11 protein-coding genes and 1 pseudogene are annotated in these 16,342 nt (G+C 71.7%); 4 read left to right on the forward strand and 8 right to left on the reverse strand.

Features of this window, described 5'->3' with window-relative positions; genetic code table 11:
• The first annotated feature begins 5 nt into the window (after window positions 1-5).
• Both IE278_RS10630 and IE278_RS10635 read left to right on the forward strand, forming a co-directional pair.
• A complete protein-coding gene (locus IE278_RS10630; protein WP_189771080.1) occupies window positions 6-944 on the forward strand; it encodes an amidohydrolase family protein in 939 nt (312 codons plus the stop codon).
• 1 nt (window position 945) lies between these two features.
• Window positions 946-2,304, forward strand: coding sequence for an MFS transporter (locus IE278_RS10635; protein ID WP_189771082.1), 1,359 nt, complete (start codon window positions 946-948; stop codon window positions 2,302-2,304).
• 239 nt (window positions 2,305-2,543) lie between these two features.
• On the opposite strand, the gene IE278_RS10640 is transcribed toward IE278_RS10635, so the two are convergent.
• The 4 genes from IE278_RS10640 to IE278_RS42180 all read right to left on the reverse strand — a co-directional run bounded on the left by IE278_RS10640 (window position 2,544) and on the right by IE278_RS42180 (window position 8,202).
• A complete protein-coding gene (locus IE278_RS10640; RefSeq protein ID WP_189771084.1) occupies window positions 2,544-4,487 on the reverse strand; it encodes a glycoside hydrolase family 5 protein in 1,944 nt (647 codons plus the stop codon).
• Window positions 4,488-4,559: 72 nt separating this feature from the next.
• The gene (locus IE278_RS10645; protein ID WP_189771086.1) at window positions 4,560-4,901 is read right to left on the reverse strand and encodes an SCO4225 family membrane protein; all 342 of its coding nucleotides are present in this window, start codon (window positions 4,899-4,901) and stop codon (window positions 4,560-4,562) included.
• Window positions 4,898-5,596 (reverse strand): response regulator, encoded by a 699-nt coding sequence (locus IE278_RS10650; protein ID WP_189771088.1) that lies wholly within the window; start codon window positions 5,594-5,596, stop codon window positions 4,898-4,900. The genes IE278_RS10645 and IE278_RS10650 overlap by 4 nt, the downstream gene beginning before the upstream one ends.
• The gene (locus IE278_RS42180) at window positions 5,593-8,202 is read right to left on the reverse strand and encodes a sensor histidine kinase (protein ID WP_246570245.1); all 2,610 of its coding nucleotides are present in this window, start codon (window positions 8,200-8,202) and stop codon (window positions 5,593-5,595) included. Before IE278_RS42180 ends, IE278_RS10650 begins: the two co-directional genes overlap by 4 nt.
• Window positions 8,203-8,475: 273 nt before the next feature.
• Between IE278_RS42180 and IE278_RS10665 the strand changes: the two genes are divergently transcribed.
• Window positions 8,476-8,925 (forward strand): DUF5707 domain-containing protein, encoded by a 450-nt coding sequence (locus IE278_RS10665; protein WP_189771090.1) that lies wholly within the window; start codon window positions 8,476-8,478, stop codon window positions 8,923-8,925.
• A gap of 34 nt (window positions 8,926-8,959) precedes the next feature.
• Here IE278_RS10665 and IE278_RS10670 read toward each other — a convergent pair whose 3' ends face one another.
• A complete protein-coding gene (locus IE278_RS10670) occupies window positions 8,960-10,267 on the reverse strand; it encodes a PucR family transcriptional regulator (RefSeq protein WP_189771092.1) in 1,308 nt (435 codons plus the stop codon).
• Window positions 10,268-10,522: 255 nt separating this feature from the next.
• Between IE278_RS10670 and IE278_RS10675 the strand changes: the two genes are divergently transcribed.
• Window positions 10,523-11,398 (forward strand): DUF4394 domain-containing protein, encoded by an 876-nt coding sequence (locus IE278_RS10675; RefSeq protein ID WP_189771094.1) that lies wholly within the window; start codon window positions 10,523-10,525, stop codon window positions 11,396-11,398.
• An 88-nt stretch (window positions 11,399-11,486) separates the two neighbouring features.
• Here the strand turns inward: IE278_RS10675 and IE278_RS10680 are convergent, their stop codons facing one another.
• The 3 genes and pseudogenes from IE278_RS10680 to IE278_RS10690 form a co-directional block, all read right to left on the reverse strand.
• A complete protein-coding gene (locus tag IE278_RS10680) occupies window positions 11,487-12,167 on the reverse strand; it encodes a response regulator transcription factor (RefSeq protein ID WP_189771096.1) in 681 nt (226 codons plus the stop codon).
• A 251-nt stretch (window positions 12,168-12,418) separates the two neighbouring features.
• Window positions 12,419-13,678: pseudogene (locus IE278_RS10685) on the reverse strand (sensor histidine kinase); the annotation flags it as partial.
• 128 nt (window positions 13,679-13,806) lie between these two features.
• Entirely contained in the window at window positions 13,807-16,017 is a 2,211-nt protein-coding gene (locus IE278_RS10690) for an MMPL family transporter (RefSeq protein ID WP_189771099.1), read from the reverse strand.
• Window positions 16,018-16,342: the final 325 nt, after the last annotated feature.

Genomic DNA, 16,342 nt, shown 5'->3' on the forward strand with positions numbered 1-16,342 from the left:
GCCGCGTGAGCACCCCTTCCCCCGCGGCCCCCCTCGCTCCCAGGACGCCCGGCTGGCTGGACTGGTACGAGAATCCGTCCGCGCCCGCCTTCCGGCTGCCGCCGGGGACCGTCGACACGCACTGCCATGTCTTCGGCCCGCAGGCCGAGTTCCCCTTCGCGCCGGAACGGAAGTACACGCCCTGCGACGGCGGCAAGGAGGACCTGTACGCGCTCCGCGACCACCTGGGCGTCGCCCGTAACGTCATCGTGCAGGCCACCTGCCACGGCGCCGACAACGCCGCCATGGTCGACGCCGTCCGGTCGGCGGGCGGCCGGGCGCGCGGCATCGCGACGGTCCGCCCGGACATCGCGGAGAGCGAACTCCATGCCCTGGACGCGGCGGGTGTGCGCGGGGTGCGCTTCAACTTCGTACGCCGTCTCGTGGACACCTCGCCCGCCGACGACCTGCTCACCATCGCCGAGAAGGTCGCCCCGCTGGGCTGGCACGTCGTCCTCTACTTCGAGTCCGTCGACCTGCCGGAGCTGGAGGGCTTCTTCGCCTCGCTCCCCGTCCCCCTGGTGGTGGACCACATGGGCCGGCCGGACGTGACGCAACCGGTGGGGGGCCCGGAGTTCACCCGCTTCCTGCGCTTCGTCGACGCCAACGACGTGTGGGTGAAGGTGAGTTGCCCCGAGCGCCTGACCGTCACGGGCCCGGCCGCCCTGCACGGCGAACGCCACGCCTACACGGACGTCGTCCCCTTCGGCCGCCGCGTCGTGGCGGAGTTCCCCGACCGGGTGCTGTGGGGCACGGACTGGCCGCACCCCAACCTCACCGACCACATGCCGGACGACGGCCTGCTCGTCGACCACGTGCCGCACGTGGCGGTCACCGCCGAGCAGCGGCACAAGCTCCTGGTCGCCAACCCGATGGGCCTGTACTGGCCCGGCGAGGACTACTGACATGCAACAGGCCAACGCGCTGAACCGGCTGGACAGGCTGCCGGTCTCCCGGTTCCACAAGGTCACGCTGCTCGCCGTCGCCTTCGCGTACTTCTTCGAGTTCGCGGACATCAACAGCTTCGCCACCACCGCGCCGAAACTGATCAAACTGTGGGGCCTGACCGTCGACCAGGTCGCCTACGTCACCTCGCTCTCCTTCGTCGGCATGTTCATCGGGGCGATCGTCGCCGGATCCATAGCCGACCGGTGGGGCCGCAAACGGGCCCTGATCTGGACCACGCTGTTCTTCGGCATCTCCTCGTTCGCGGCGGTGTTCTCCTGGGACCTGGTCTCGCTCGGCGTCTTCCGCGTCCTGACCTCGGCGGGCCTGTCGGCGATGACCGTCGTCGGCGTCGTCTACGTCAACGAGATGTACCCGTCGGCGATCCGCGGCAAGTACCAGGCGTACGCCATCGCCATCGGCATCTGCGGCACGCCCGTCACCAACCTCATCGCCAGCGCGGTCGTCCCGCTCAACGACTGGTCGTGGCGGCTGGTCTACCTGTGGGGTTCGCTGGGTGTCCTGCTCGTCCTGTTCTCCGGCCGCCTCAAGGAGTCGCCGCGCTGGCTGGAGAGCCGGGGCGAGCACGCGGCGGCGGACGCGGTCCTGACGGAGATCGAGACGAGCGTCGCGGCCGAGAAGGGGCCGCTGCCCGAGCCCGCGCCACCGGTCGCCGAGACACCGTCGACGAAGGCGCCGCTGCGGCTTCTGCTGCAGAGGAAGTACCTGCTCCCGACCCTCCTGCTGTCCGTCCTGTGGATGACGCAGACCATCGGCTTCTTCGGCTATTCGAGCTGGGCGCCGACCCTGCTGGCCAAGGAGGGGTTCAGCGTCGAGAAGTCCGTCTTCTACGTGGCGCTCACCACGGTCGGAGCACCGCTCGGCTGCTATCTGGCGTCGCTGGTCACCGACCGCTTCGAGCGCAAGTGGTGCCTGGTGGCGTTCGGCACGGTGATCGCGGTGTGCGGGCTGCTGTACGGGCTCACCTTCAACCCGGTGCTCATCATCGTGTTCGGCTTCCTGGTGAACCTCTTCGAGCGCGGGTACACGGCGCTGGCGTACGCGTACTCGCCCGAGCTGTTCGACACGCGGGCGCGGTCGTTGGGCACGAGTGTGTCCTACGGGCTGGGGCGGTTGTCGAACGCGGCCGGGCCGCTGATCGTGGCGGCGCTGTACACCGGGCACGGGTATCGGAGCGTCTTCTACTTCATCGCGGGGACGTGGGTGGTGGGGGCGGTGGCGCTGGCCGCGTTCGGCACGAGGACGCGGTCGGCGCGGCTGGCGGAGACGGAGTCCCAGCGGGTCCGCGTCCCGGTGTGACGCCCTCCCGACGGCCTGCGCAGTTCCCCGCGCCCCTAAAAGACTGCGCAGTTCCCCGCGCCCCCAAGGGATTGCGCCGTTCCCCGCGCCCCCAAGGGATTGCGCCGTTCCCCGCGCCCCTAAAAAGATTGCGCCGTTCCCCGCGCCCCTAAAGAGATTGCGCCGTTCCCCGCGCCCCTGACGGGGCGCCCCATAGGGGCGCGGGGAACTGCGTGGGCAAGCCCCATCCGGGCGCGTCGTCAGTGGAGGTTTCGGCAGTACAGTGCGTCCGGGGTTCGGGACGAGCCCACTCGGCCCGTGTACGCGACACCCGCCACGTACTCGTCGTCCGCACACTGCCCCTTGTAGCGACCGTTCGCGAAGTCGCCCCCCTTGGGCGCGGAACCCCGGTTGTCCCCCCGGTCGAACCACACCGTACGACCACCGGTCCCAGTGATGACCCCGCCGGGGGCAGCCGTGCACAGCGCACCGGAGACCGCAGCGCCCCGCACGCTGTACCCCGACACGAACTGCCCGTCCGCGCACTGCACCTTCGTGTACCCGGACGCCCAGTCCCCGCCCGGCGCCACGTACCGCTCGTCCTTGACGACCTCGTACCGGCCGCCGTCCGGGGCGGACAGCGGCCCCGTGGTCACGTCGGAGCACAGGCCCCGGTTGCCCGTGTGCCCGAGTCCGAGAAGCCGTTGCCCGTCGGGGCAGACGGCCTTGCGGGCCCCGGCGTCCCAGTCGGGCAGCACCCGCATCCGCCGCGAGGCGATGAAGTCCCCGTGGTCGGGGCTGAGCATGGACCACTCCGCCACCGGGGCGACCGGACCCGTGCGCCCCGCGGCCCCGACGAGCCGGGTCCACGCGGCGGCCCGCCAGTCGTCACCGTCGTACACGCCCATGCGGTGGCCCGCGGAGTCCCAGTGCAGCAGGGCCCAGCCGTTGCCGGTGCGGTTCTCGTGCCAGCCGACGAGCGGCCAGTACGCGAAGTCGGCGTCGGTGCGGACGAGGTGGTCGACGAAGTTCTCGAACCAGGCCCGCGCCTCGGGGTTCGTCTCCGACCGCCCGCCGGCCCCGAACTCGCTGATCCAGACGGGCGCGGTGAAGTGCCGGTCCTGTTCGGCGGTGACGAAGAATGCCTGGCGGTTCAGTACGTCGATCAGTTCGGCGGGGCCGAAGTCGCGGTAACGGGGGTCGGTGGTCTCGCCCGTACCCGTCGCGCCGCTGTGGTTCGGGCCGGTGTAGTCGTAGAAGTGGGCGGAGTACACGAGCTTGCCGGAGTCGACGAGGGTGTGCGAGAGGTTCCGTACGGGCTCCAGGGTGGGGCGGCCGTGGGCGAAGCCGTCGACGGGGATGCCGGTCCAGTTGATGCCCTCGACGACGATGAGGAGGTCGGCGTTGGCCTCCGTGAGGATGCGGTCGCCGACGCGCTGGGACGCGGCGAACCAGTCGTGATCGTCGCCCAGGCCCCAGTTGGGGTCGTCCCAGACATTGCGGCGCACCTCGTTGTAGAGGTCCGCGCCGACGACCCGCTTGTCGTCCTTGTAGCGGCGGGCCATGAAGAGCCAGTCGTCCTCCCAGCTCTGCACGGACCGGCTGGCGTTCCAGCGTTCGTTGCCGTCGACCCCGCAGCACCAACGGGTCGTGTTGGTGTGGTTGTTGAGGATCACGGCGAGCCCGGCGCCGGTGAGTTCGGCGACCACGGCGTCGTACACCTGGAGCGGGGTCTTTCCGCGGAGTACGGGATTGGCGGCGACGGCGTCGTCGGTGACGGGGCGGCTGTCGTGGACCATCTCGTTGGAGAAGGGCAGCCGGACGCTGTTGATCCCGATCTCCTGGAATCCGGCGACGATCTCGGCCATGGGCGCCCGGTCGAGGCCGAGGGGTATGCGCCCGGAGTTCTCGCCCGCGTGATGACTGGCGTCGTCGTCCACATTGCCGCTGCCGTTCCACGTGCCGCTGGCGCCGTGCCAGTTGCCGGAGCGCAGCTTGAACCGGTCGCCGTCCGCGTCGACGATCCAGCGGCCCCGCGTACTGAGCGGGGCCGTCCAGTCCGCCGCGGCCGTGACGGCCGCACCGGCGGCGGCCTCCGGACCGGCCGAGGCCGCGTGCGCGGGATCGGCAGCCGGCGCGAAGGGCACCAGGAGAAGAACGGCGGCCAGGGTCGCCCGACCGAAGGATCCGCGCACGGTCACCATCCCGAGGCTACGTTGTCATGGCAGCGTCATCATGCGGGACGGGCCGGTGTCGGTCCAGGCCTGCGCGGGCAATCAGGACACCGAGTCGTCGTGACTGCGTCCGCGACGCAGCGCACGGGCACACCAGCCGATGACGAGCGCGTTGACGAGCGCCCCGAACACGATGGCGACGAGGAACAGCGCGGCGCCCTCCGGCAGCAGCACCAACGGCACGAAACTGGCCGGCGCGGTGGCCAGCAGCGGGATGACCCCCGCCATGGACGCGTCCGATCCGTCGCTCGCGCTCACCACGTACGCCCACACGACCAGACCGGCACAGACCACCAGGTAGCCGAGGGCGAAGACGTCCTTGAGCGCGTGTCCCAGACGTCGGGCGGGGGCGGTCGGCCCGGGGCCGAGGCTCTTACCGGTCACAGGGCCGTACTCCTCGGGTCGGTGCCGGGCGGATTCGGCCGGGCGAGCCCGAGGTCGTACGCGAGGATCGTCGCCTGGACGCGGTCCCGCAGACCGAGCTTGCGCAGCAGCGCGTTGACATGGGACTTGACCGTGCCGACGGTGATGCCGAGTTCGTCGGCGATCTCCGCGTTGTTGAGTCCGGACGCGATCAGGGCGAGGACGTTGCGCTGGCTGCCGGTGAGGCTGTCCAGCCCGTTCGGCCCGCTGCCCGGCGGTGTCACGGAACCCGCGCCCGACGCGTAGTGGCCGATGAGCCGGCGGGTCGCGGACGGGGCGAGCACGCTCTCCCCGGTGGCCACCACCCGGATGCCCTGCAGCAGTTCGGCGGCGTGCACGTCCTTGAGCAGGAACCCGGACGCTCCGGCCCGCAGCGCGTCGAAGACGTACGAGTCGAGGTCGAAGGTGGTCAGCACCAGGACCCGGGGCGCGTCCGGGCGGCCGGTGATGACGCGGGTGGCGGCGATGCCGTCGAGCACGGGCATCCGGACGTCCATGACGACGACGTCGGGGGCCAGTTCCTCGGCGAGACGCACCGCGGCGGCGCCGTCGGCGGCCTCGCCGACGACCGTCATGTCCTCCTCGGCGTCGATCACGGCGGCGAACCCCGCCCGCACGATGCCCTGGTCGTCGACGACCAGCACCTTGAGACTCATCGCTCCCTCTCCTCGGTCCTCTCGGCCGGCACGACGTCGTCCTCCCGCGGAACCGGTGCGAGGGGCAGCCGGAGCAGGACCGTGCCCGGCCGGTCGGTGGCCACGGTGCCGCCGAGCGCGGCGGCACGCGCCGCCAGCAGCTCCCGTACGGCGGGGCGGGCGGCACGGGGGACCCCGGTGGCCGTGAGCGTCAAGGTATCCCCGTCCGCGTCGAACTCCAGCACCGCGGCCTCCTCGCCGCCGGCCGCGAGCACCGTCTCCGCGGCGTGGTAGGCGGCCAGATCCACCGCGGTGGGCAGCCGTTCCGGTACGCGGTCGGTGAGCCGTATCCCGACGTCACGGCCGCCGGCCCGGCACTGCTGGGCCAGCAGGTCGAGGGCCTGGAGGGTCGGCTGCGGTCGGAGTTCGGGCACCCGCTCCCCTTCCCCGTCGGCCTCGCCGTCGCGGACCGTGTCGAGGAGGGCGCGCATCGCGGCGAGTGCCTCGCGGGCGCGTTCGGCGGTCGCGTCGAGGCGGCCCGCCTCCGCCTGGGCGACCATGTCGGCGGTGCGGGCCAGCACGGTGGTCTCCAGCCCGGCGGCGATCCGGCGCCGCTCGGCCCACGCGTCCCGGACGGCCTCCCCCGTCCAGGCGGCGAGCCGCTCGTCCCGCACATCCCGGGCCCGCCCTTCCCGCCGCCCCCACAGAACCCCACCCCAGAACACCCCACCGACCACCACCCCCACCCCACCAACACCCCAACCCCCCACCCCAGCCCCGAAAACCCCCAGAACATGCACCCCCACAGCACCAAGAACAAGCCCCAAGGGGGCGCGGGGAACGGCGCGATCTTTTGCCGTCGGGGGCGCGGCGAACGGCGCAGCCTTTCGCCTCTGGGGGCGCGGGGAACGGCGCAGTCTTTCGTCTTTCAGCGGCGCGGGGAACGGCGCGGTCTCGTGCCCTGCGAGGGGCGCGGGGAACGGCGCAGTCTCGTGTCCTTCGGGGGCGCGGCGAACGGCGCGACCTTTTGCCGTCGGGGGCGCGGGGAACGGCGCAGTCTTTTCGCTTTCAGGGGCGCGGGGAACGGCGCAGTCCTTGAGGGGCGCGGGGAACGGCGCAACCACCCCGCGACCACCGAAGGACGCGGCCACACGAAACACCCCCACACACGTGGCGAGCAAGCTCGCCCCCACCGGCACCAGTACCGGCCCCCCGTACACCCCCACCCGCATCGCCACAGGCCAGAGAAGCACCAGCCCGAACAACGCGCCCCAGGCGACCCGCGGCGCCCGCCGCAGCCACAGCAGCGCGACCACCTGCGCCGCGGCCAGCAGCGCGAACAGCAGCCCCGCGGACCCACCCCCGCCGGTCTGCGTCCCGCTCTCCTCCCGGATGACCAGCACGGGGAGCAGCGGCTGCAGAACGAGCCCGGCGGCGGCCACCACCTGCGCCACCCGGTAGCTCCGCGGTACGCCCCGTCCCACCGGCCCGGCGACCCGCCCGGGCAGCAGCGCACGTACCTCCCAGCCACCCTCCTCCGTCGGCCCACTGGTCAGCGTCCCGCCCGCCTCCCGCGCCCGGGACCGCAGGAAGCCCTGCCCGCGTCCCCCGCCGAGCCCCGCGCCGTGCGCCGCCGCGGCCGTCGCGCCGGCGGGCGGCGCCGCGCTGGTCACCACGGCCTCCGTGCGCGTGTCGCCGTACCGGCACCGCACCACGGTCCGGGCGCCGGGAGCGTGCCGGGCCACGTTGGTCAGCGCCTCGCGCACGATGCCGAAGACCGCGTCCGCGACGGCGCCGTCCGGCAGGGGGCCGATCTCGCAGTCCACGGGCAGGCCGAGACGCCGGAATCCCGCGACGAGCTCCCGCAGTCGGTCCTCGGGCGAGGGCAGTTCCTCCCGCGAGGGCGCGGGCGCCCGTACCGCGCCGAGCGCCCGGGTGACCTCGCGCCCGGTCTCGACCGCGAACCCGAGCGCTTCCGCGGCCAGTTCGGGGCGGCGTTCGCGCAGCCCGAGGGCCGCCCCCGCGGTGACGACCACGGCCGTCAGATGGTGGGCGCTGACGTCGTGCAACTCCCGCTCCATACGGCGCCGTTCGACGGCGGGAAGCCGGTGCCGCTCGGCCTCGGCCCGTTTCAGCAGGTGTCCGGCCGCCCGCCGGGCACGACGGGCCCGGCGTACGAGGAGGCCGGCGCCGAACGTGACGGCGTACAGCAGGGTGGTCAGGACGAGGTCGAGTCCGTCGCGGTCGCTGAGGCCGTGCAGGCTGAGGTTCTGCAGCGACTGCCAGAGGGCGAGCGCCACCACGCACAGCACGGCGGTGAAGGTGTCCCGTTCGGCCGCCACGGTGAACAGGGCGAGCCCGATGCCCGCGGTCCCGAGTACCGCCGTCGCCCCGGTGGGCAGCGGCCCCGCGCCCAGCGCGCAGGCGGCGGCCACCAGGACGAGGGTGAGGACCGGGCGGGCGCGGCGCAGGGCGAGCGCGGCGGTCACCGACCCGGCGACCAGGACCGCCACGAGGAGCGCGGACGCGTCCGGCGCGGGCCCGCGTACGAGCGCCGCGCCGGGCCACACCAGGGCCTGGACGCAGAGCAGCAGGGCCGGAGGCAGCCGGTCGTCGACGCGGTTCATGGCGAGTCTCATTGCGGATCAAGGCTAGGGGCGCGACCGGGCGGCCCGACTCCCGCGGAGGGTGGATTCCCGTCTCTTACCAGGGTTGGAGATGCGCGGGCACGGCAATCATCCGGCAGCCGGACGACCACGGGGCGCCCCCGGACCTAATCTCGAACACATCGAGAGAGCGGCGGTCCGGCGAAGGAAATTCGCGTCCCGCTCCGACTCGACCCGGCGCAATGCATTCCAGTTCGCTCCAGTTCGATTCAGTTCAATTCAGGGGGAAATTCCATGTCCAAGCGCATTCTCGTCTCGTCGCTCATCGGTGTCGCCGTCGTAGGCGGAATCGCCGTCGGCGGTTTCGCCATGGCCTCGTCCTCCTCGGAACCGGCCCTGAGCGACAGCTCGGCCCGTTACAAGGCTCCGGCCGGCGGCGGCGCGGGTTCGCTGACCTTCACCACGGACGTGCGGGACGACTCGGGCGTCAAGGGCCTCAAGGTCATCGCGTGGCCCGCGAGTTCGAAGCTCGACCCTAGCGAGGAGGAGCTGCGGTCCGTGGACGACGCCGAGTGCCGTCGCGTCTCGGACGAGACGTCCCGCTGCACCTACACGCTGAAGGTCACGGAGAAGGAGGAGGCCGAGCTGGACCGGGGCACCTGGCACATCTCCGCGCTGGCGACGGCCGAGGACGGCGGCACGGCGTTCGTGCCCCGCGCCGCCGCCTTCGACGTCACCGGCTGACGGGTCACGTACCGGCCGATCACGGACCGGCCGGTCACCGCCACGCTCCCGACAGGCTCCGGTTGACGGCCGAGCTGAGGATCCGTACGCCCCGCGTCGAGCCCGGGTCGATGTCCGTGAGCTCGCGGACCCGGCGCAGGCGGTAGTCCAGGGTGCGCGGGTGGACGTTGAGGGCGTCCGCCGTGGCACCGCGGTTCATGTCGTGGCGGTAGTACGCGTCGAGGGTGAGGAGGAGGTCCGGGCCGGGTTCGAGGCGGCGGGCCACCGCGCGCAGCCAGTCGTCGACGAACGGCAGGTCGGCGACGGTCAGTTCGACGAAGACGTCCGCCAGGGTGTGCGCCCGCAACCGCGCGGACGTACGCCGCAGGGGTGCGGCCCGGCTGATCCGCCGGGCCCGGTCGAGCGCCCCGGCCAACTCACCCCGCGGCGCGCCGGCACTCCCGACGGCACAGAACCGCCCGAGCCCCTGGACAAAGTCCCGCAGGAGCCCGTCCACGGCCGGTCCGGGGGCGCCCGCGCCAGGCGCGACCGAGCCGGTGGCGGCCACGCCCGCCGCGGCCCCGCCCACTCCAGCTGAGCCGGGTGTCGGCACCGGGTCGGCAGGGGCCGGGGGCGGCGCCTGCCCGCCCCCGCCGTCCCCCGGTATCAGAGCGATCAGCTCACCGCCCCTGCCCCCGCGCTCCGCGCACCACGTGACCGGTACCCGGTGGGTCTTCACCAGGGTCTCGACGGCGCTCTCCAGGTCTCGGTCGCCGACGGGGCAGTCCGGCACCCGGATCACCGTCACCTCGTAGTGCCCGGCCAGTTCCAGGCCCGTGAGCAGCGCGAGTTCCGCCGCCATGGCGTCCTCGGTCAGCAACGACCTGGCCAGCAGGCCGACCTGTTCGACATACGGCAGCCGGCGCCGCATCGATGTCACGAAGCCCTGCCGGTAGGCGCCGATACCGCGCTCGCCCTGCGGGGCGAACCAGCTCATGATCCGCATGAGTTCGTCGACATCGCCGCCGCGCTGGGCCTCGGTGGCCTCGTTGATCTCCCGCAGCATGAGTTGGGTGTGCACGCGCAGGACCCGTTGCCGTGAGTCGAGTGACATTCCCGCCCCGGCCCGCGCCTCGCCCATCGACGCGATGTAGCCGAGGTCGGCGTCGGTCAGCATGCCGTTGTCCGGGGCCAGTTCGAGCGTGCGGCGCCTGAACCACACCGAGTACTCCAGCGTCTCGTCCCTGGCCCGGGAGTTCATGTCCAGCGACCCGAGTTCCGGTATCTCGCGCACATACGTCTCGACCTCGCGGCGCGCGTTGGCCGACGCCTGCCGGGCCAGCTCGGCGAAAAGGCTCCCCATAGGCGTGAGCATGTCATCAAACGCGAGGGCCCCGCCAGATGAAATCCGGACGGGCGCTTATCACTCCGGGTGAATCGATGAAGGATTTACAGACAGCGCATTTGTCACTGTGCGCAAAGTTCCTTGATCCGGCCCCACTTGTGGGCCGATCCGCTTGTCGGGCCGTTCCTGCCTGGGCTTAATGGAAACCGCGCGGCCGACTCGAAACGCCGTGCCCGCCAGAAAGTGGATTTATTTCAAACGGGAGGGAAAACAATGAAAGCAGCGTTCAAGAAGAGAATCGCGGCGGCGGTAGCGGTCGTGTCCGCGGCAACCGCGCTCACCCTGAGCGCACCCGGCTCCAGCTCCGCCGCCCCCGCCGCCACTCCCAGCCTGCGGGCGTACGGGATCTTCGGCACGGGCACCACGATGGCCACGTTCCTGACCGACGAACCCGAGACCCTCAACTGGGTCAAGGCCATCAAGGGCCTCGTCGGCGACACCAAGCTGATCGGCATCGACTTCCGCGTGCAGAACGGCCTGCTGTACGGCGTCGGCGACAAGGGCGGTATCTACACGATCACGTTCCCGCCGACCACCCCCGACGTGGTCGTCACCAAGGTCTCCCAGCTCACGGTCGCGCTCTACGGCACCGTCTTCGACATCGACTTCAACCCGGCGGCCGACCGCCTGCGGGTGATCAGCAACTACGGCCAGAACCTGCGGCACAACCTGAACGACGGCACCACGGCCACGGACAGCGCGCTGAACCTCCCGCCGGCCACCACGGCGGCCCAGGGCGTGACCGCGGCGGCCTACACGAACAACGACAAGGTCGGGTCCACCGCGACCACCCTGTTCGACGTCGACACGTTCAACGACCAGGTCGTCATCCAGTCGCCGCCCAACGCCGGCAACCTCGTCCCGACCGGCCTCCTCGGCTTCGACGCCGGCACCGACGCGGGCCTGGACATCTACAGCTACCTGACCAACGGCAAGACGACCTCGAACGCCGCCTTCGCCTCGCTCACCCCGTACGGCGACGACGTGCCCTCGTTCTACGAGGTCAACGTCCTCACCGGGGAGCCGTCGGTCGTCGGCCAGTTCCCGCTGAACGTCACGGACATCGCCGTCAGCCTGACCGGAACCTGAGCACCGGCCCCGTTCCCGACAGGCCCCACCGAAGCCCGACGACCCGCCGCGGTCCGTACGTTGTGGACCGCGGCGGGTCCGACGGCTATCACAGCGCGGTCGGGCCCGCCTGCACCAGACCCGTCTGATACGCGATGACGACCAACTGGGCCCGGTCCCGGGCACCCAGCTTCGTCATGGCCCGGTGGATGTGGGTACGTACGGTCAGCGGGCTGACCGTGAGGTCCTCGGCGATCTCGGTGTTGGACTTGCCCTCCGCCGCCAGGGCCATCACCTCGCGTTCGCGGACGGTGAGTTCGGCCAGGCGTTCCGGGGGCGCCAGGTGACTCCCCGGCGCGGGGGACGTGAGGAAGCGGGTGATGAGCGTACGGGTGGCGCCCGGCGAGAGCAGTGCCTCACCGGACGCCACGGTTCTCAGCCCGTCCAGCAGGGTGTCGGCCGTGACGTCCTTGCCGAGGAACCCGCTGGCACCCGCGCGCAGCGCCTGGGCCACGTAGTCCTCGGTCTCGAACGTGGTGAGGATGAGGACGCGGGTGGCGGACAGTTTCGGGTCCGCGCAGATCTCGGACGTGGCCGTGAGACCGTCCGCACCCGGCATCCGGATGTCCATGAGCACGATGTCGGGGTGGTGGGCGCGGGTCAGGTCCACCGCCTCCACACCGTCGGAGGCCTCACCGACCACGGTCATGTCGGCGCAGGAGTCGATCAGGATCCGGAAGGTGGCCCGCAGCAGGGCCTGGTCGTCGGCGAGCAGCACCCTGATGCTCATGGCTTCTCTCCTTCTGCGGACTCGGGGGAAGGGGGGGAATAGCGGGAATGGGGGGAGTCGGCGGAGCCGGGCCGGTTCGCGGGTGTGAAGGAGGTCAGCGAGGTGAGGGAGGCGAAACAGCTGGAGCACAGGGTGGACATGGTGGACATCGTGGGCTTCTCCGCGGCGGAGGTCCCGGAGGCCGCGGCGGTGTCGGGCGCCGCGGCGGCCTCCCCGGCCGCCCCGGCGGCATCGGTCACGCCCGTCACCAGCGGCTGCAGCGGCAGCGCCGTCGCGACCTCGAAACCGCCTTCCGGGCGGGGGCCCGCTCGCAGCTCCCCGCCGATCGACCGGGCCCGTTCGTGCATACCCATGACCCCGAAGCCCCGGCCCGGTTCGGTGGACGGGGCGGCCGGGGCGGCCCTGGACGCCGTAACGGCTGTGCGAGCCGTGGCGGCCATGGCGGCCATCGCCGCGGGACCGTCGTTGGTGACCGTGATCAGCAGCCGCGAGTCGGCGTAGCCGAGCCGCACGTGCGCGTGCTCCGCGGCGGCGTGCTTGGTCACGTTGGTCAGCGCCTCCTGCACGATCCGGAACGCCGTGAGGTCCACCCCCGGGGAGAGCGGCTGGGGCACGCCCTCCGTGGTCACCGCGACGGCGACCCCCGCGGACGCGCACGCCGCCACCAGATCGGGCAGGCAGTGCAGACCCGGGGACGGCTCCAGCGACGGGGAGGCCGGGTCGTCGCTCTGGCGCAGCAGCCCCAGCGTGGCCTTCAGCTCGCGCAGCGCCGACGACGTGGTCCCGGTCAGATCGGTGAGGATCTTCCGCGACTGCTCGGGGTTGCTGAGCGCGAGGTGGGCGGCGGTGCCGGCCTGCGCGTTGGCCAGGGCCAGATGGTGGGCGACGACGTCGTGCAGTTCGCGGGCGATCCGCATGCGCTCCTCGGTGACGCGCAGCCGCGCCTCCTCCTCCCGGGTGCGCTCGGCGTGTTCGGCGCGGGCCTGTACGGCCGTGAGGTAGGCGCGCCGCAGCCGGGTCATGTTGCCCGCGGCGAGCGGCAGCAGCAGCCAGAAGAAGGGCCCGATGGTCCTGAGCAGCAGGGAGTGCTCGTCCATCGAGTCGGACAGCACCGAGCCGGCCGTCAGCGCCACCATGACGGTGGCGCCGTAGACGCGCGTGGTCTTGCGGTCGCTGAGGACGGCCAGCCAGTAGAGCGCCGCCATGACCGGTGCCAGCAGCAGCGGGGTGACCAGATAGCCGAGTTTGATCGCGATCACCGTGCAGACCGTGATCACGGTGACGGTGATCCGCGGGTACTTGCGGTACCGCAGCAGGGCGAGGCAGGACACCCCCATCAGGACGGTCCCGGCGCTGTCGTGGTCGGGCGGGACGGCGCCGGGCAGGGTGATCGAGCTTCCGAGGGTCGCCGAGCCCATCAGCCCCGCGGCCAGGGCCACGTCGATGACACGGGGATGGCGGTCCGCGTACTGCTCGAAGCGGTCCGTGTAGCGCTCCAGGCTGCTGGACATCGGGTTCTCCGGTGGGTGGACTGCGTCCATCGTGGACGCTTCCGGGTGCGACGGCCGACGGGGCCGCCCGTGTCGTTCACCACGGGCGGCCCCGTCCGGGGGAGGGAGGCGGTCGCCTCAGGGGTGTCTCAGGTGCGGGCCACTTCCAGGTCGGCCGTGTCGGCGGGGGCCGGCTGCGTCTCGGACCTGCGGCTGAGCGCCTCGCCCTCCACGTCGACACGGGGCAGCAGCCGGTCGAGCCAGCCCGGCAGCCACCAGGCCTTGTGGCCGAGCAGGGCCAGGACCGCGGGCACGATCGCCATCCGTACGACGAAGGCGTCGAAGAGAACGGCGGTGGCCAGCCCGAAGCCGATCATCTTGATCATGGACTCGCTCTCGCCGATGAAGCCGGCGAACACCGCGATCATGATCAGCGCGGCGGCCACGACGACCCGGGCGCTGTGCCGGAACCCGCTGGTCACCGCCTGGGCGGGCGACTCCCCGTGGACGTACGCCTCGCGCATCCGGGAGACCAGGAACACCTCGTAGTCCATGGCCAGGCCGAAGACGATGCCCACCAGGAAGATCGGCATCAGGCTCATGATCGGGCCGGTCTGCTCCACCCCCATGAGTTCGGCGCCATGGCCCTGCTGGAAGACCAGGACGACCACACCGAGGGACGCCAGGACCGACAGGAGGAAGCCGAGGGCAGCCTTGAGCGGGACGAGCAGGGACCGGAAGACCACCATCAGCAGGATGATCGCCAGGCCGACCACGACGATCAGGTACGGGACCAGGGCGCCCGAGACCTTGTCGGAGATGTCGATGTTCAGCGCGGTGGTGCCGGTGACCTCGAAGGTCGCGCCGGTCTCGGCCTCGACCCCGGTCCGCTCACCCCGGATGGTATTGACCAGGTCCGTGGTCTTCTGGTCGGTCGGAGCGGTGGAGGGCACGACGGAGAAGACGGCGGTGTCGCCGCTCTCGTTGAAGCGTGCCGGGGAGACGGACACGACGCCCTCGGTGCCGCCGATCTCCTTGGATATGGCCTCCACGGCGCCCTTGGCGTCTGAGTCGCCCTTGGCGTCCACGACGACGGTCAGCGGACCGTTGAAGCCCGGTCCGAAGCCCTCGGCGAGCGCGTCGTAGGCCCGGCGCTCGGTGGTGGAGGTCGACTTCGCCTCGTCGCCGGGCATGCCCAGCTGCAGGTCGGCCATCGGTACGGCGAGGGCTCCCAGGCCCACCACGCCGAGGAGCAGCACGGGCACGGGGCGGCGCAGGACGAACCGCGCCCAGCGGGTGCCGCCGTTGTCCCGGGCCTCCTTCTCGACCCGGCCGCTCTTGCGGGCCCGCCGCGTGAGGACGGCGTTCGGCCAGAAACCGAGCAGTGCCGGTACGAGGGTCAGCGCGATCAGGACGCCCACGACGACCGCGCCGGCCGCGGCGAGGCCCATCTTGGTGAGCATCGGGATGCCGACGACCGCGAGTCCGGCCAGCGCGATGACGACGGTGAGTCCGGCGAAGACGACCGCGGAACCTGCGGTGCCGGCCGCGAGCCCGGCGGCCTCCTCGGGCGTACGGCCCTTGGCGCGTTCCTCCCGGTAGCGGGAGACCACGAACAGGGCGTAGTCGATGCCGACCGCGAGGCCCAGCATCATCGCCAGGGTGCCGGTCGTCGTGGACAGGCCGAGGGTGCTGGCCAGGGTGAGGATCGTGGCCATGCTGACGCCGACGCCGATGATGGCGGTCAGCAGCGGCAGCCCGGCAGCGGCGAGGGAGCCGAAGGTGACCAGCAGGACGACCGCGGCGATCGCGACGCCGATCAGCTCGGCCGCTCCGCCCGGTCCGCCGTTCTCCTCCATGGCGGTCCCGCCGGCCTCGACGGTCAGCCCGGAGTCCTGGGCCTCGTCGAGGGCCTTCACCAGCTGCGACCTGCTGGCGTCCGTCAGGTCCTCGGGCCCGACCTTGTAGGTGACGGTCGCGTACGCCGTCGTGCCGTCCTCGCTGACCGCCCGCGCCTTGAAGGGGTCGGCGGCGCTCGCCACCTGTGAGCCGTCGGCCAGCTCGGACACCGTCTTCTCGACGGCCTTCCTGTTGTCGGCGGCGGTGACCTTCTCACCGTCCGGCGCGACGAAGACGACCCGGGCGGTCGCGCCGTCCGCCGACGTTCCGGGGAAGCGCTCCTCCATGAGGTCGAACGCCTTCTGGGACTCGATGCCCGGCATGGAGAACGCCTCCTCGGCCGCCGCCGGTGCCTTCATCGCGCCCAGTCCGACCGCGGCCAGGACGGCCGCCCAGACCAGGGCGACGTACCAGCGACGCCGGAAGGCCAGACGGCCCAATCGGTACAGGAAAGTAGCCACGGCAGAAGGTCTCCACATCTGGTGCCGAATGTCCCTCCAGGCTGTCCGGTGGAGACCCGTCCTGTCGTCGTGCGTCTGCCGACACATTTCGCTACTCGGTACGCAGTAGGAACAGGCCGCCGGCTCCGTCTGCGGGACGACGGGGCGGGCCGCCCTGTCAGCCTCTGGTCTGGCTCCCGTCAGCTTCGGGAGAGCGGAACGGGCCCGTTATTAGACAGCCCGTCAAGTTACCGAACCGTAACCTTCCTACTGCTACCACGAGTAACTTACTCATAGGTAAGTTCCAGGCGAACCACTTCACCGCGGTACGGCCAGACCCGTGGGA

The sequence above is a fragment of the Streptomyces tauricus genome (assembly GCF_014650955.1).
GTDB classification, from domain to species: Bacteria; Actinomycetota; Actinomycetes; order Streptomycetales; family Streptomycetaceae; genus Streptomyces; species Streptomyces tauricus.

What these genes read in the sequence shown, in the direction of transcription:
- IE278_RS10635 (WP_189771082.1), top strand. Translation starts at nt 946, where the DNA reads ATGCAACAGGCCAACGCGCTGAACCGGCTGGACAGGCTGCCGGTCTCC.
- IE278_RS10640 (WP_189771084.1), bottom strand. Translation starts at nt 4,487, where the DNA reads ATGGTGACCGTGCGCGGATCCTTCGGTCGGGCGACCCTGGCCGCCGTT.
- IE278_RS10650 (WP_189771088.1), bottom strand. Translation starts at nt 5,596, where the DNA reads ATGAGTCTCAAGGTGCTGGTCGTCGACGACCAGGGCATCGTGCGGGCG.
- IE278_RS42180 (WP_246570245.1), bottom strand. Translation starts at nt 8,202, where the DNA reads ATGAACCGCGTCGACGACCGGCTGCCTCCGGCCCTGCTGCTCTGCGTC.
- IE278_RS10665 (WP_189771090.1), top strand. Translation starts at nt 8,476, where the DNA reads ATGTCCAAGCGCATTCTCGTCTCGTCGCTCATCGGTGTCGCCGTCGTA.
- IE278_RS10670 (WP_189771092.1), bottom strand. Translation starts at nt 10,267, where the DNA reads ATGGGGAGCCTTTTCGCCGAGCTGGCCCGGCAGGCGTCGGCCAACGCG.
- IE278_RS10675 (WP_189771094.1), top strand. Translation starts at nt 10,523, where the DNA reads ATGAAAGCAGCGTTCAAGAAGAGAATCGCGGCGGCGGTAGCGGTCGTG.
- IE278_RS10680 (WP_189771096.1), bottom strand. Translation starts at nt 12,167, where the DNA reads ATGAGCATCAGGGTGCTGCTCGCCGACGACCAGGCCCTGCTGCGGGCC.